This window comes from Bradyrhizobium sp. CCBAU 21365 (assembly GCF_015291305.1).
GTDB lineage: Bacteria > Pseudomonadota > Alphaproteobacteria > Rhizobiales > Xanthobacteraceae > Bradyrhizobium > Bradyrhizobium elkanii.
Map to the genome: position 1 here is coordinate 3,916,495 of NZ_CP030036.1, position 14,423 is coordinate 3,930,917.

The window sequence follows — 14,423 nt, forward strand, 5'->3', positions numbered from 1 at the left end:
ACGCGCAAGAAATCGCGAGCGTTGCCACAGCGCGGAAATTCCAATCGATTGCGTTGAGATCGATGCTCGCGGGCCTGATGATCCTGCTCAGGCCAACTCATAGCGAAGCGGGATCATCACATGAAGATGCGAGCGGTGGATGCAGCGGTCCGCATACTGGAGCGCGAGGGGATCACTTGCGCTTTTGGCGTTCCCGGCGCGGCGATCAATCCGCTTTACTCCGCACTGAAGCGCAACGGCTCGATCAGTCATATCCTGGCGCGGCACGTCGAAGGCGCCTCGCATATGGCGGAAGGCTATACCAGGGCGAAGGCAGGCAATATCGGCGTTTGCATCGGCACATCGGGCCCCGCCGGCACCGATATGATCACCGGCCTCTATTCGGCGATCGCGGATTCGATTCCGATCCTCTGCATTACGGGTCAGGCGCCGCGGGCGCGGCTCTACAAGGAGGATTTCCAGGCCGTCGACATCGAGGCGATCGCAAAGCCGGTGACGAAATGGGCCGTCACAGTGCGCGAGCCGGCGCTGGTGCCGCGCGTGTTCAGCCAGGCTTTCCATGTCATGCGGTCGGGACGGCCGGGACCGGTGCTGATCGATCTTCCGCTCGATGTGCAATTGGCCGAGATCGAGTTCGACGACGAGACCTATTCACCGCTGCCGGTCTACAAGCCGGCGGCGACGCGCAAGCAGATCGAGAAGGCGCTCGAGATGCTGAACGCCGCGGAGCGGCCGCTGATCGTGGCCGGCGGCGGCGTGATCAACGCCGATGCGTCCGAGCTGCTGGTCGCCTTCGCCGAAGCGGTCAACGTTCCCGTGGTCCCGACGCTGATGGCGTGGGGCGCCATTCCTGACGATCACGCGCTGATGGCAGGCATGGTCGGCCTGCAGACCAGCCATCGCTACGCCAACGCCACGATGCTCGAATCCGATTTCGTGCTCGGCATCGGAAACCGCTGGGCCAACCGGCATACCGGCTCGATCGAGACCTATACGAAGGGCCGCAAATTCGTCCATGTCGACATCGAGCCGACGCAGATCGGACGGGTCTTCAATCCGGACCTCGGTATCGTTTCGGACGCCAAGGCTGCGCTGGAAATGTTCGTGAGCGTCGCCAGGGAGTGGCGGAAGTCGGGGAGGCTGCGCGATCGGCAGGCCTGGCCCGCCGCCTGTCGCGACCGCAAGCGTTCGATGCTGCGCAAGAGCCACTTCGATAACATCCCGATCAAACCGCAGCGCGTGTACGAGGAAATGAACAAGGCCTTCGGCCGCGACACCTGTTACGTGACCGTGATCGGCTTGTCGCAGATCGCCGGCGCCCAGTTCCTCAACGTCTACAATCCACGCAATTGGATCAACGCTGGCCAAGCCGGCCCTCTCGGCTGGACGCTGCCGGCCGCGCTTGGCGTGCGTGCCGCCGATCCCGATCGCGACATTGTCGCGCTGTCGGGTGATTACGACTTCCAGTTCCTGATCGAGGAGCTCGCGGTCGGGGCGCAGTTCAATCTGCCCTACATCCACGTCGTCGTGAACAATTCATATCTCGGCCTGATCCGGCAGGCCCAGCGCGGCTTCGACATGGACTATCACGTCCAGCTATCGTTCGAGAACATCAACGCGCCCGAGATCGGGGTTTACGGCGTCGACCATGTGGCCGTCGCGGAGGGGCTGGGGTGCAAGGCGATCCGTGTGACGGACCCGAACGACGCGCAGGCGGCGTTCGCGACCGCACGCGAGCTGATGGCGAAGCATCGCGTGCCCGTGGTGGTGGAGTTCATTCTCGAGCGGGTGACGAATATCGCCATGGGAACGGAGATCGACAACATCGTCGAGTTCGAGGAAGTGCTCGATCTTCCGCTCGATGACGTCCCGAGCGCGTCACGATCCGGCACGCTGTTGCCGGCCTGACGACATCTTTCAGCGCTTCAAGCGGAGATACGACCCGTGCCTCAATTTGCCGCCAACCTCACCATGCTCTTCAACGAGCTGCCGTTTCTCGATCGGTTCGCAGCCGCCAAGGCCGCCGGCTTCAACGCAGTCGAGTATCTTTTTCCTTATGACTTCGAGAAGGGCGCGTTGCGGGAGGAATTGGCGCGCTGTGGGCTGACCCAGGTGCTGCACAATCTTCCGGCCGGCAACTGGGCCGCCGGCGAACGGGGCATTGCGATCCTGCGCAATCGGGTCGATGAATTTCGCGACGGCGTGGTGCGTGCAATCGATTACGCAAAGGCGCTGGATTGCCGGCAGCTGAACTGCCTGGTCGGCATCGCTCCAGCCGATACGGATAGGGCAGAACTGCAGGACGTCCTCGTGTCCAACCTGCGCTTCGCTGCCGGCGCGCTCGGCCAGCACGGCATCAAGCTCCTGGTCGAACCGATCAATACGCTCGATATTCCCGGCTTCTTCCTGAACCGTACGGAACAGGCGGTGCAGCTCATTTCCGAGGTGGGCTCGTCCAATCTGTTCATCCAGTACGACATCTATCACATGCAGATCATGGAAGGTGATATCGCGCGGACCCTGCGGAAGCATCTCGGCCGGATCGCGCATGTCCAGCTCGCCGACAATCCGGGCCGTTATGAGCCGGGAACCGGCGAGATCAACTACTCCTATCTGTTCAAGCATCTCGACAGCATCGGGTATCGGGGCTGGATCGGGTGCGAATACAAGCCGCGGACGACCACGCTCGAGAGCCTCGGCTGGCACGCCGCGCAGACTTTCGTGACCTAGAGCCTGTTCCGTTCCGATTGAATCGGGACGGAGCTCTGGAATTTATTTGTCGCGTTTTCTTCACGCGAGCCGAGAGTCGCTCGCCGAAAAACGCTTTCATCCGGCTGACAGGAGCAACGACAATGAAAGACATCGGATTCATCGGACTTGGCACCATGGGACGTCCGATGGCCGGCCACCTCCTGGCTGCCGGCTATCGCCTGTTCCTGCACGACGTCGTACCTGTTGCGCCCGAGTTGATTGCGGCCGGCGGCACCGCTTGCGAGTCCGCCAGGCAGGTGGCGCAGGAAGCGGACGCCGTGATCATCATGGTACCGGACACTCCGCATGTCGAAGCCGTGCTGTTCGGTCAAGGCGGCGTGGCGGAGGGCATCTCCAAAGGCATGATCGTGACGGATATGAGCTCGATCTCTCCGCTGGCGACCAAGGAGTTTGCACGTTGGATCGATGCGCTCGGGGCCGACTATCTCGACGCGCCGGTCTCCGGCGGCGAAGTTGGCGCCAAGGCGGCCAGCCTGACCATCATGGTTGGCGGGCGGGAGCGGGCGTTCAATGCGATGAAGCCCCTGTTTGAAACGATGGGGAAGAATGTCACGCATGTCGGCGGCAATGGCGACGGCCAGACCACCAAGGTTGCGAACCAGATCATCGTGGCGCTGACCATCGAGGCGGTGAGCGAGGCGTTGCTGTTCGCCTCCAAGGCGGGGGCCGACCCCGCGCTGGTGCGCCAGGCGTTGATGGGTGGCTTTGCGTCGTCCCGGATCCTTGAAGTGCACGGCGATCGCATGCTGAAGCGCAATTTCGATCCGGGCTTTCGCATTGAGCTGCATCAGAAGGATCTCAACCTCGCGCTGGAAGGCGCACGCGCGCTCGGCTTGTCGCTGCCAGGCACTGCCGCAGCCCAGCAGCTGTTCAACACCTGTACCGCCCTCGGCGGCAAAAGCTGGGACCATTCCGCTATTCTGAGAGCGCTGGAGGTCATGGCGGGCCACGAGGTCGCGGCTGCCTGAGCCCCAAGGAAGGGAACGGACGAAAATATCGTGGCCCTGGTCGGTGCGGGGAGACGGTAACGCTTACCCGCCGCGGATCAGGCGCCTGGCGCCCAAGTCGGTCGCTCGGCGTTCGGATCGTTTGCTGGGCATGTTCCGGTGTCCCTAGGGCGTCTGGTGAGGACGAACAAGGTTGTCCGTCCACACCTCGACAATGTGAGACAGCGCCAGACCCGGCTTGCGCTCGAGCAGAAGTTCGAGCACGCGCGGCGGCGTCAGAGGTAATTCCTGCACCCGCTTTCCTGTCGCGTTGGCAACGGCGCAGGCGACGGCGGCGCCGACATTGAGGATCGGCACCTCGCCGGCGCCCTTGGTGCCGAGCGGCCCCACCGACGGCGCACCCTCATAGAGGCTGATCTCCACCGGTACGACGTCGAGCGCAAGCGGTACGCGGTAGGTCTCAAAGCCGCTTTGACTGACACGGCCATTGCTGCCGATCGTCACCTCCTCGTGCAGGGCGTAGCCCAGACCCTGCACGACGCCACCCTGGATTTGGCCTTGGATTGCGCGTGGATTCAGCGCGCGGCCGACGTCCTGAACCACGCGATAGCTTAGCACCTCGACATGCCCGGTCTCCGGATCGACGGCGACCTCGCAGTCATGGACGGCGAAGACGGGGATGTCGATCGCGTCGATGAAATGACCGGCAACGCAACCGGGCATCGCCGGCACCCCGGCGCCGGTGAAGGCGCCGGTGCTGGCGACCGGTCCGCCCAGCGCTTGAGCACGGGTCGCGACCTCAGCGACGGTGCGGCCGGAGCCCGGCGCGCCCGCGATCTCGATCCGACCATCGCGCATGACGAGATCGCCGGGCGCGGCCTCGATCATCTCGGAGGCGATCCTCAAAAGCTTCGTGCGGACCTCCTGTGCCGCCGACAGGCTGGCGGCGCCGAGCGAGACGGTGGTGCGGCCGCCACCGACGCCGACATCATAACCGGCCGCATCGGTATCGGCGGCGCGGACGATCACTTGCTCGGGCGCGATGCCGAGCGTGCTGGCAACGATCTGCGGCAGGCTCTGCATCATCGAGCCGGATCCGATCTCGACACCCGACGTGACCAGGGTCGCCGTGCCGTCGGCATTCATGTTCACCGTCGCGGCCGACGGGCCGACGAAGACGAACCAGGTGCCGACGGTGGTCGCACGTCCAAGGAGCTTGCCGTCGGTGCGCGCCGGCAGCGGCGCTGCCGCATCGCGCAACGTATCCATCCGGTCGAGCATCGGGCCGAGCACATCGTCTTCGAATACCTGGCCGGTGGCGCCGAGGTCCTTGTCGCCGAGCACATTGCGGCGCCGGAAAGCAAGTGGATCCATTCCGATCCGCGCCGCGATCTCGTCGGTGTGCCGCTCGAGCGCAAAGGTGTTGTAGACGCCGTTGCAGCAGCGGAACGCACCGTTCGGCGCCGTGTTGGTGTAGACTGCGCGCGAGACCATGCGCACGCTGCCAAGCCGGTAGTTTCCGCCGAGCGTGTGTGCGGTCATGGTGGTCAGGAAGATCTGTTCGCCGCCATAGGCACCGCAATCCATCAGCACGACCGCCTCGCGGCCCACGATCTCTCCCTCGCGTGTCACCGCCGAGCGGATGCGGATATCGGCGTTCTCGCGGAACAGGCAGGTCAGCATCTCGTCCTCGCGGGAATTGACGAGGCGCACCGGCCGGCCGCTGGCGCGGGCGAGGAGGGCGGCGAAGGGCTCAACCGCAAGATCGAATTTGAGACCGAAGCCGCCACCGACCGGCGGCACGGTGACGCGCACCTGTGACGCCGGCACACCCAACACGCGCGCGGTCGCGTTGCGGATGCTCCAGGGAACCTGCGTCGACGTCTCGATATGGAAGCGGCCGTCCTCGTAGGTTGCGACGACCGCACGCGGCTCGAAGGCCACGTGGTTCTGCCGGCCGACGCGATAAAGACTTTCGACGATCTCGACGTCGGGCCGCGCAAAGGCGGCGTCGACGTCGCCGCGAACGACGGTCGCCTCCCAGGCGACATTGCCCGCACGCGCGCCGCCTTCGAGCAGCACCTCATAGCTGCGCCAGTCCGGATGAACCAGCCGCGCATCTGGTGCCAGCGCATCCGCCATGGTCAATACTGCGGGGATTTGCTCGATCTCCACGTCGATCGCCGCGAGCGCGGCCTGCGCCTGCGCCAACGTGACGGCTGCGACCGCGGCAAGCGGTTCGCCGTCGTAGCGAATGACATCGCGGGCGAACAGCGGGTGATCGGCGATGCCGATGCCGATCATGCCAGGTGCATCCGCCGCCGTCACGATCGCACGTACCCCCGGCATGCGGGCAGCCCTCGACGTGTCGAGACGAATGATACGGCCCGAGGGCACGCCGGCGCGCAGCACCGCGGCGTGCAGCATGCCCGGCAGATATCGATCGATGGTGTAGCGCGTGCGGCCACGCAGCTTGTCGGCGGCGTCACGCCGGCGCAGATCCATCGTCGCGGAAACGTCGGACATGCTTGCGCCTCCTGATTATGCCGTGGCCAAGGCGAGCAACGTCGCCTCGACGATGCGTTCGTATCCCGTGCAGCGGCAGATGTTCCCGGTCAGTGCCGCCCGGATATCGTCACGGGTGGCGTCAGGCCGGGTCGTCAGGAGATGCACCAGGCTCACCACCATGCCGGGAAAGCACATGCCGCATTGGACGGCATCACTGGCCTCGAGGGCCGCCTGGATACGGTTCAGTTCGCCGTGAGGCGCAAGGCCTTCGACGGTGCGGATCTTGCGGCCATCGGCCAGCGCGGCGGGCAGCAGGCACGATGGCGTCGGCTCGCCGTCGACCAGCACCATGCAGGCACCGCAAAAGCCCTCGCGACAGACCGGTTTCGCGCCGGTCAGATGCATCTCCTCGCGCAGAATGTCAATCAGCGGCGTGGCGGGGTCGGCCACGGAAGAGAGGCGATCACAGTTCACTGTCAAGTTGAATCCCATGTCGATCCCCACCGGTTCAGGAGCCAAGCGCTGCGATCGCAGCGCGGCGAACGAGACCGGGTAGCACGCTGACCCGATACCAGGCCGGGGCATCGACGCTGTCGCGGCCGACGAACTCGTCCGCCAACGCGGCCGCAGTCTGCGCCGCCTCCGCTGCATCGAGCGGACGTCCGATGAGCGCTGCCTCGAGCCGCTCCCAGCGGCGCGCCACCGGCTCGACTGAACCGACCGCGACGCGCGCCGCCTGGACCCGGCCCGCTGCATCGATGCTGACCGACAGGCTGACGATGGCGACCGGGTAGTCACCCGATTTGCGCAGCGGCAGGCGGGCATGGGCGCTTCTGCGCGCCGCCCGCGGCAAGATGATCCGCGTCACCAGATGACCGGGGGGAAGGGACGATCGGATCTTTAGGAAATGCGCCAGGCCGATGCGCTCGCGGCCGTCGCGTGCGGACATTTCGACTTGGGCCTCGAGGCAGAGCAGCGCCGGCACGCAATCCGCGGCGGCGAATTCCGACGTCGCAAGGTTGCCGCCGATCGTTGCCATCGCGCGGATCGCGGGATTGGCGGAGCGGCCGGCGGCGTCGACCAGGACCGCGAATTCCGCATGATCGGCCAGGGCCGCTGCGAGTGCCGCATGCGTAACCGCCGCGCCGATCTCGATCGCATCGCTGTCGATACGGACCGTGGTCAGCTCGGCGATCTTGCCGATCGCGACATAGTGGGGCTTCAGCCGCTCGTGGCGGATCGGCGACCGCATGATCCATGTGCCGCCCGCAAAGGCAGCGCCGGCCGCGCCGAATTCGCGCAGTGCGTCGAGTGCGGAAGCGAGCGAGGGCGCGACGTAGATCGACGCAGGTGCATCGTGCGTCTCGCCAGCGACGCTCTGCATGGGAGAACCCGTCATCATTGGCGCCGCTCCAGTCGCAGGCGATCGAGCAGAACGCCGACGATGACGATCGCGCCGAGCACGACCATCTGGACGTATCCGTCGATCCGGGTGAGGTTCATGCCGTTGGACAAAATGGTGATGAACAGGGCGCCGAGCACTGCGGTTCCGACCCCACCGCGCCCGCCCGCCAGGCTTGTTCCGCCGACCACGGCGCCGGCAATCGCCTGCAGTGAAAGTGCTCCGCCGAGGTTCGGCTCGCCCGATCCGGTCCGCGCCGTCATCATGATCGCGCCGAGCGCCGCAAGCCCGGAGCACAGCACATAGGTCGCGATCAGGATGCGCTTGACCGGCAGGCCGGCGACCGCCGCTGCGCGCGGGTTGGTGCCGATGAGGTAAAGCGAACGGCCGAACACCGTCCGTGTCAGGGTCCAATGGAGCACGGCGCCGACCCCGACCGTGATTGCGATGGCCGCCGGGATACCGAAGACGCTGCCGCCGTAGAAGATCTGCGAGAACGGCGCCGGAACGCCTTGCACGGGCCGTCCGGACGACAGCGTGGTCGCAACTCCGATCGCGATATTGTAGCTGCCGAGCGTTGCGACGAAGGGGTTGACCCCGAGCAGCGCAATAACCACGCCGTTGAAGAGGCCGCACGCGATGCCGAGCAGGAAACCGGCAGCTAGCCCGGCGAGCAGCACGGAGCCTGTACCATGGCCCGACGCCGTGGCGCCGGCCATCGCCAGCGCGGTGCCGACGCTCACCATCGATACGGTCGGGCCGAGTGCGAGGTCGAAGCCGCGCGTCAGGATCACCACGGTCTGGGCCATCGCGAACAGGGCCAGATAGCTGGCCTGCTGCGCGATGTTGAGCAGGTTGGCCGGCGACAACACGCCGCGGTCGACCGCCGCGAAGCCGAGCAACAGGGCCACCAACGCGACCGGCAGCGCTGCGCTCCAGAGCCAGCGACCCGGCGCCAATTTCGAGCGATCCGCGTTCTTGGCGGCGACGGACAATTCGAGGTCAGACACGAGCCTTGCTCCGTCGGCTGAGTTCGTCCAGCGCCACGGCTGCGACCATGATGACGCCGAGGAAGACCGGCTGCAGCCGGGAGTCGACGTGCAGGAGGTTGAGCGCATTGCCCAGGATGGTCAGGAACAGGGCGCTGATGGCGACGATTTCGATGCGTCCGACGCCGCCGCGCAAGCTCACGCCGCCGATCACGGCGGCCGCGATCGATTGCAGCATCATCCGGTCGCCGCCGAAACTCGCCTGGCCGGAGCCGATCTGCGCGGTCAGCAGGATGCCGGTCAATGCCGCGAGCATGCTCGAGACAACGTAAGTGCCGACGACGTGGCGCTGGATCGATACGCCCGACACGATGGCCGCATCGACATTGCCGCCGATTGCGTAGACGTAACGGCCGAACAGTGTGCGCCGCTGCGCAAACACCATCACGATGATGATGACCAGCGCGACGTGGACGGCGGTCGGCAGGCCGAGCGCCTGGGCGCGGCCAAAGCCCTTCACGAAGATATCGGGCATGCCGTAAACCGGGATTCCGTTGGTGATCATCAGGCCGACGCCCGCGGTCGCCGACATCGTGCCCAGGGTCACCACGAAGCCGGATACCTTGAGCTTCGCCACGCAGAAGCCGTTGACGAGCCCGACCACGGCTCCGGAGCCGAGTCCGGCCGCCATCCCGCTGGCAATGATAAGGGCGTTGTTGCCGGGAAACGCGGTGGCTGCGGCGGCCATGGTCTTGGCGGTGACGACGCTCGCAAGCGCCACGACCGCGCCGACCGAAAGATCGAAGCCCCCCGCGATGATGACCAGCGCCTGACCGCAGGCGACGATCGCGAGCAGCGATGCGTTGCGCAGGATGTTGAGGATGTTGATGATGCCGTAGAATTGCGGATCGACCGCCGACATGCCGGCGACGAGCAAGACCAGCAGGGCAGGCAGGAACCCGACACGGCCTGCGATCGATCGCAGGCCGATCGCGCCTTGCGGGTTCGCGGTGACCAGCGCGGTGTTCACGCGACCTCCGCGGCGAGATGGTCGCGGAAGAAGCTCGACAGCACGTTCTGCTCGGTCTTCTCGGCGCCCTTCAGCTCGGCGGCGATGCGGCCGTGATGCATGACGTAGAGCCGGTTCGACAGCGCCAGAACCTCCGGCAATTCCGACGACACCACGATCACGGCAGCGCCGGCCTCGACCAGGCGCTTCATGAACTGGTAGACCTCGAGCTTGGCGCCGACGTCGATCCCGACGCTCGGCTCGTCGAACAGGAACACGGTCAGTTCGCGGGTGAGCGCGCGTGCCAGCATCACTTTTTGACGGTTGCCGCCGGACAGCGCTCCGACGCTCCGTTCGATGTTCGGCGGCCTCAGCTGCAACCGCTCCATGATGTCCGCGATCGTTATGCATTCGGCGGCCTGCCGCAGCACGCCGTAGCGCGCGAACGCGGGCAGGTCGAGCACCGTCATCGATGCGTTCTCGCGGATCGGACGGGATAGCGCGAGCCCTTCAGCAACTCGGTTGGCAGGAAAATAGGCGATGCCGCGCTTGAGGCTTTGCCTGGGGGCCGGGAATTCGTAAGGCAGACCGTCGATTCGGATCACGCCCGATGCCGTGGGCTCGATGCCGTAGACCGCGCGGATCAGCTCCGATTTGCCGCAGCCGACGAGACCTGCGATGCCGGTGATCTCGCCGGCGCGGGCGTGGAAATTCACCTCCTGTACGCTGCCGTCCGCGAGCGTCAGGTTTTCGATGTCGACCATCACCTTGTCAGGCCGGTGGGCGATGGTCGGGAACAGCAGGTCGATCCTGCGGCCGGTCATCAGCTCCACCAGCTCGCCGTCGGTCGAGCCGGCGGCGTCGAGGGTCTGGATGTGGCGGCCGTCGCGCAGCACCGTCACACGGTCGGCAAGGGCGCGGATTTCGCGCATGCGATGCGAGACATAGATCAGCCCGACATTCTGGCTCTTCAGGCGCGCGATCAGCTCGAACAGCCGTCCGGTCTCGCGCTCGGTCAATGAGGCGGTCGGCTCGTCAAGGATCAAAAGGCGGACGCGGCCGAGCAGGGCCTTGGCGATTTCGGCCATCTGCTGGTGCGCGCGGGAGAGGTCGTCGATCCGTTGCGCCGGATCGAGATCGAAGCCGAGCTCGTCGATCAGCGCCCTGGCGCGCTTGCGCATCTCGCGTGAGCGCAGCACGCCGCCATGCGTGACCTCGCGGCCAAGGAACAGGTTCTCTTCCACCGTGAGGCTCGGGATAAGCGAGAACTCCTGAAAGACCGGGCTGATGCCGATCGTGCGGGCTCGCTGCGGCGTGAGATGATGGATCTCCTCGTCGCCAAAATGGAACGTGCCTTCGTCCGGCGGAAACGTTCCCGAGACGACATTGATCAGGGTCGATTTGCCGGCGCCGTTCTCGCCGAACAGGACGTGAAGTTCGCCGGCACGAACGTCGAGGTCGACCCGGTCGAGCGCGCGAACGCCGGTGAAGCGCTTCGATATCCCCCGCAATCGAAGCAGAGGCTCGGCAGGCTTCGGGTCGATCTCGACATCCATCCGCGTCTCCGTTGGGCCGTGAGCAAGACGGGTGGGAGCAGGTGCTCCCACCCGGCACCATTCGCGAGCGGCTTACTTTGCCTTGACCGAATAGACCGGTGTCCAACTCGCCGGCGCCAGCACGAGGTCCATCTGCAATTTCGGTACCGTGGTCTTGTCGATGACCGCGGCGATCGGCTGGACAAGGCTCATGACCGGCTTCTTCTCGATGAGACGCACCGCCTGATCGATCGCGACGGCGCCTTCGCCGACCGGATACTGGGTTGCGAAGGCGAGGATGTCGCCGCGGTTGAGCGCGTCGAGCATGGCCTGGTTTTCGTAAGACGATACGATCTTCAGGTCGCTTCGGCCGGCCTCGGCAACGGCGCCGATGGCGGCTTCAGCGGTGGGGGCGGTGCCCCAGATCACGTTCATGCCGGGATAAGCCTGCAACGCGTCCTGAATGAGCTGAAGCTGCACGGCGACGCCGGAGTCGCCGAATTTCTCGGCCAGAATCTTGGCGTTCGGGTTCTTGGCAACAGCCTTCTTGAAGCCTTCGTTGAACGATTCCGCCCAGCCAGAGCCGGCCGGACCGGGGAACGTCACGATGTTGAGCTTGTCGCCGGGCTTGGTTTGCGCCAGCAGGCCGGCGCCGGTGACTTCGCCCATGGCGACGAAGTCGACGTAGTTGGCCGCGGGCAGCGCGTTCGGCGGCAGCGGGTTGGTGACGCCCACGACCGGCACGCCCTTGGCCTTGGCTTCCTCGAACTTCTTGCTGAGGCCTGCGCCGGAGATGGCGCCGACGATGATGGCATCCGGTCCGCTCGCCATGCAGTCATCGAATTGCGACAGCTGTTTCGGCAGGTTCTCGTAACCTCCGGCCTCGTAGAGGTTCATGTTGACGTTCATCGCCTCGGCCTGTTTGACGATGCCGTAGGCGACGGCGACCCAGAAACTGTCCTTCATGTGCGGAAACAGCACACAGAGCCTGTAGGGCTTCTCGGCCTTCGGCAGCGGCGTGTACTCGGCCGGCTTCGGTGTGCCGGACGACGCGTCGTAGACCTTCATCGGAAACCACGGCGTCTCGGCCGCGGCCGGCGCGACCGCAGCGGCAAGGGTGAGGCCTGCGGCAAGGCCGAGCGCGTGGCGGATCGGCCAAACTCGATTGGGGGAAAGGCACGTCGTACTCGTCATAGCACAATCCTCATGGCTCGAATGAAAGTGGAGGGGCGATGTCGGATCCAGTTTTCGTGAACGCTCTGTGCCGCCTGCCGGCGGCGCGGCCGGCGATGGCAATCAGCCTGCTTTCCACGTTGCGACCGAGCGCCGCTCGAACACTTCGCGGAACTGGCGCGTGGATTCGGGAAGCAGGGCGCCGGTGCCCCAATCGAGGATCACCGCGTGCTTGCGGATCGCATCGAGCGCGTCGATTGCCCCGCTGCGATAGCGTTGCGCCACCAGCTCCGGATCGAGCCGGACATTGGCAACGCGCTCGGAGCGGATCTTCGCGCGGAGCGCCTCGGTCGCGACCCTGTCGACCTCGTAGTTGCAGAGCTCGGCGTCGATGGTGTGCACCACGACGCCATAGTCCTTGGCGGCACGCTCGACCGAGACATAGTCGTCCTTGATATCCTCGATGACGAGGTTCGGATCGCGCTCCAGCGGATCGCCAAACCCGCCGCCGCCGGCGGTCGGACGCGAGAAAGTGTCGCCTTCGCCGATCGGGACGTCCGAGAAGATCGAGCCGAGCCGCTCCTCGGCCGTGCTGCCGGCGCGCTTCAGGGTCAGGCCGTGCGGCATCGACGGCAGGCCGCCCTCGATGCCCCACACGATCGCACGCTCGCGGTCGCAGATATAGGAGATCACGGTTTTCTCGGCCTGAAGCATCCGCGACGTCTTCACCACGCCGGCGCCGCCGCGCCACTTGCCGGGGCCGGGAGAGTCCTTGAGGATCTCGCATTCCGTGGTCAGGATCGGGTTGGCGCGCTCCTGGCCCTCGACCGGCTGCGACATCAGGCCGGTGCCGAAGCAGGCGGTCGTGACATTGCTGCCATCCTTGCCGTTGCGCCCGCCCCAGCCGCCGGGCAGCCAGTCATAGAACATGAAGATCGGCTTGTCGGAGCTGCGGGCATCGAGCCCGCCGGTGAGCAGATATTCGAGATTGAACGCGCAAGCGAGCGCGCGCTCCGGCATCAGCTTCGACCACATCTCGTAGATCGAGTTCATGATCTTCTCGAACGGCATCAGAAAGCCGGTGACCGCGATCGGCCATTTGGCGTCGACGAGCGAGCCTTCGGGCGCGATGATCTCGAAGCAGCGGTAGAAGCCGGAATTGAGCGGCAGGTCGGGGAAGAAGGTCTTCATGCCGGCCGCGACGGCGGAAAAGGTCGCGCCGAACGCCGAATTGTAGATCGAGCCGATGGTCGGATGGCTGCCGGTGAAGTCGTAGATCGCGCGGTCGCCCTTGATTGTCATCTTGATGCGGATCGGGATCATGCCTTCGCCGCCGGCTGGATCGCGGTCGATGAAGTCGACCGTCTCCCATTCGCCGTCAGGAAGCGCTGCGATGCGCTGGCGCGCGGAACGTTCGACATAATCCTGCACGGCGGCAAGCCCGGTCTCGACGGTATCACGGCCATATTTGCCGACCAAGCGCAGGATCTCGCGTTCGCAGACGGCGGTGGCTTCGGCCTGTGCCTGGATATCGCCGATGATCGAGGCCGGATCGCGCGTATTCGAGGCGATCAGATGTGCGACGTCCTTGCGCAAACCGTTCTTGTCGAACAGCCGGACCGGCGTGATGCGCAGACCCTCGCGGAACATCTCGCGGGCGGCGACGTCGAACGATCCCGGCACGCTGCCGCCGACGTCGGACCAATGTCCGTTGGATTGGCTGAAGGCGATGATCTTGCCGTCGGCGAAGATCGGACGGATCAGGCGGACGTCCGAGAAGTGCGTGCCGCCGGCATAGGGATCGTTGATGGCGAAGACGTCGCCCTCATGCATGTCGCCTTCGAAATGGCGCATGACATCCTTGCAGGTGAAATGCAGCGTGCCGACGTGGACGGCGATATCCTGGTTGCCCTGCGCCGCGCATTCGCCGTTGGCGTCATGCAGCGCGCTCGAGAAATCACGATTGTAGATGACGAAGGAGTAGCAGGTCCTCAAGACCTGCTCGCCCATCTGGTCGACGCTGGTGATGAAGGAGTTCTTCAGAACCTCGAAGGTCACGGGGTCGAGCGGGAGAGCTCCGGCCATGGT

The 14,423-nt window shown here is 65.4% G+C and carries 11 protein-coding genes; 3 read left to right on the top strand and 8 right to left on the bottom strand.

Annotation, left to right across the window (positions count from 1 at the left end):
- Window positions 1–120: 120 nt before the first annotated feature.
- The 3 genes from gcl (at window position 121) to XI02_RS17745 (ending at window position 3,740) form a co-directional block, all read left to right on the top strand.
- Complete coding sequence (gene gcl, locus XI02_RS17735) at window positions 121–1,908, top strand: glyoxylate carboligase (protein ID WP_016846035.1); 1,788 nt, start codon at window positions 121–123, stop codon at window positions 1,906–1,908.
- A gap of 36 nt (window positions 1,909–1,944) precedes the next feature.
- Window positions 1,945–2,730 (top strand): hydroxypyruvate isomerase, encoded by a 786-nt coding sequence (gene hyi / locus XI02_RS17740; RefSeq protein WP_026192585.1) that lies wholly within the window; start codon window positions 1,945–1,947, stop codon window positions 2,728–2,730.
- A 122-nt stretch (window positions 2,731–2,852) separates the two neighbouring features.
- Entirely contained in the window at window positions 2,853–3,740 is an 888-nt protein-coding gene (locus XI02_RS17745) for a 2-hydroxy-3-oxopropionate reductase (RefSeq protein ID WP_018270937.1), read from the top strand.
- 144 nt (window positions 3,741–3,884) lie between these two features.
- Here XI02_RS17745 and XI02_RS17750 read toward each other — a convergent pair whose 3' ends face one another.
- The 8 genes from XI02_RS17750 to XI02_RS17785 all read right to left on the bottom strand — a co-directional run bounded on the left by XI02_RS17750 (window position 3,885) and on the right by XI02_RS17785 (window position 14,420).
- A complete protein-coding gene (locus XI02_RS17750) occupies window positions 3,885–6,245 on the bottom strand; it encodes a xanthine dehydrogenase family protein molybdopterin-binding subunit (RefSeq protein WP_018270938.1) in 2,361 nt (786 codons plus the stop codon).
- Window positions 6,246–6,260: 15 nt separating this feature from the next.
- Window positions 6,261–6,719: a (2Fe-2S)-binding protein gene (locus XI02_RS17755; protein WP_026192586.1), complete on the bottom strand. Its 459-nt coding sequence runs from the start codon at window positions 6,717–6,719 to the stop codon at window positions 6,261–6,263.
- Between the two features lie 16 nt (window positions 6,720–6,735).
- On the bottom strand, window positions 6,736–7,611 hold the full coding sequence (locus XI02_RS17760) for a xanthine dehydrogenase family protein subunit M (protein ID WP_050999442.1): 876 nt from the start codon (window positions 7,609–7,611) through the stop codon (window positions 6,736–6,738).
- A 14-nt stretch (window positions 7,612–7,625) separates the two neighbouring features.
- Window positions 7,626–8,639: an ABC transporter permease gene (locus tag XI02_RS17765; protein ID WP_018270940.1), complete on the bottom strand. Its 1,014-nt coding sequence runs from the start codon at window positions 8,637–8,639 to the stop codon at window positions 7,626–7,628.
- The gene (locus XI02_RS17770) at window positions 8,632–9,648 is read right to left on the bottom strand and encodes an ABC transporter permease (protein WP_172648070.1); all 1,017 of its coding nucleotides are present in this window, start codon (window positions 9,646–9,648) and stop codon (window positions 8,632–8,634) included. The genes XI02_RS17765 and XI02_RS17770 overlap by 8 nt, the downstream gene beginning before the upstream one ends.
- On the bottom strand, window positions 9,645–11,183 hold the full coding sequence (locus XI02_RS17775; RefSeq protein WP_018270942.1) for a sugar ABC transporter ATP-binding protein: 1,539 nt from the start codon (window positions 11,181–11,183) through the stop codon (window positions 9,645–9,647). Before XI02_RS17775 ends, XI02_RS17770 begins: the two co-directional genes overlap by 4 nt.
- Before the next feature lie 72 nt (window positions 11,184–11,255).
- Window positions 11,256–12,356 carry a TMAO reductase system periplasmic protein TorT gene (torT, locus tag XI02_RS17780; protein WP_018270943.1) on the bottom strand — a complete coding sequence of 367 codons (1,101 nt, stop codon included), beginning with the start codon at window positions 12,354–12,356 and terminating at the stop codon, window positions 11,256–11,258.
- A 102-nt stretch (window positions 12,357–12,458) separates the two neighbouring features.
- The gene (locus XI02_RS17785; RefSeq protein ID WP_194483465.1) at window positions 12,459–14,420 is read right to left on the bottom strand and encodes a hydantoinase B/oxoprolinase family protein; all 1,962 of its coding nucleotides are present in this window, start codon (window positions 14,418–14,420) and stop codon (window positions 12,459–12,461) included.
- Window positions 14,421–14,423: the final 3 nt, after the last annotated feature.

Coding starts and splice junctions, on each gene's coding strand:
- gcl (WP_016846035.1), top strand. CDS start 121: ATGAAGATGCGAGCGGTGGATGCAGCGGTCCGCATACTGGAGCGCGAG.
- XI02_RS17745 (WP_018270937.1), top strand. CDS start 2,853: ATGAAAGACATCGGATTCATCGGACTTGGCACCATGGGACGTCCGATG.
- XI02_RS17750 (WP_018270938.1), bottom strand. CDS start 6,245: ATGTCCGACGTTTCCGCGACGATGGATCTGCGCCGGCGTGACGCCGCC.
- XI02_RS17755 (WP_026192586.1), bottom strand. CDS start 6,719: ATGGGATTCAACTTGACAGTGAACTGTGATCGCCTCTCTTCCGTGGCC.
- XI02_RS17760 (WP_050999442.1), bottom strand. CDS start 7,611: ATGCAGAGCGTCGCTGGCGAGACGCACGATGCACCTGCGTCGATCTAC.
- XI02_RS17775 (WP_018270942.1), bottom strand. CDS start 11,183: ATGGATGTCGAGATCGACCCGAAGCCTGCCGAGCCTCTGCTTCGATTG.
- torT (WP_018270943.1), bottom strand. CDS start 12,356: ATGACGAGTACGACGTGCCTTTCCCCCAATCGAGTTTGGCCGATCCGC.
- XI02_RS17785 (WP_194483465.1), bottom strand. CDS start 14,420: ATGGCCGGAGCTCTCCCGCTCGACCCCGTGACCTTCGAGGTTCTGAAG.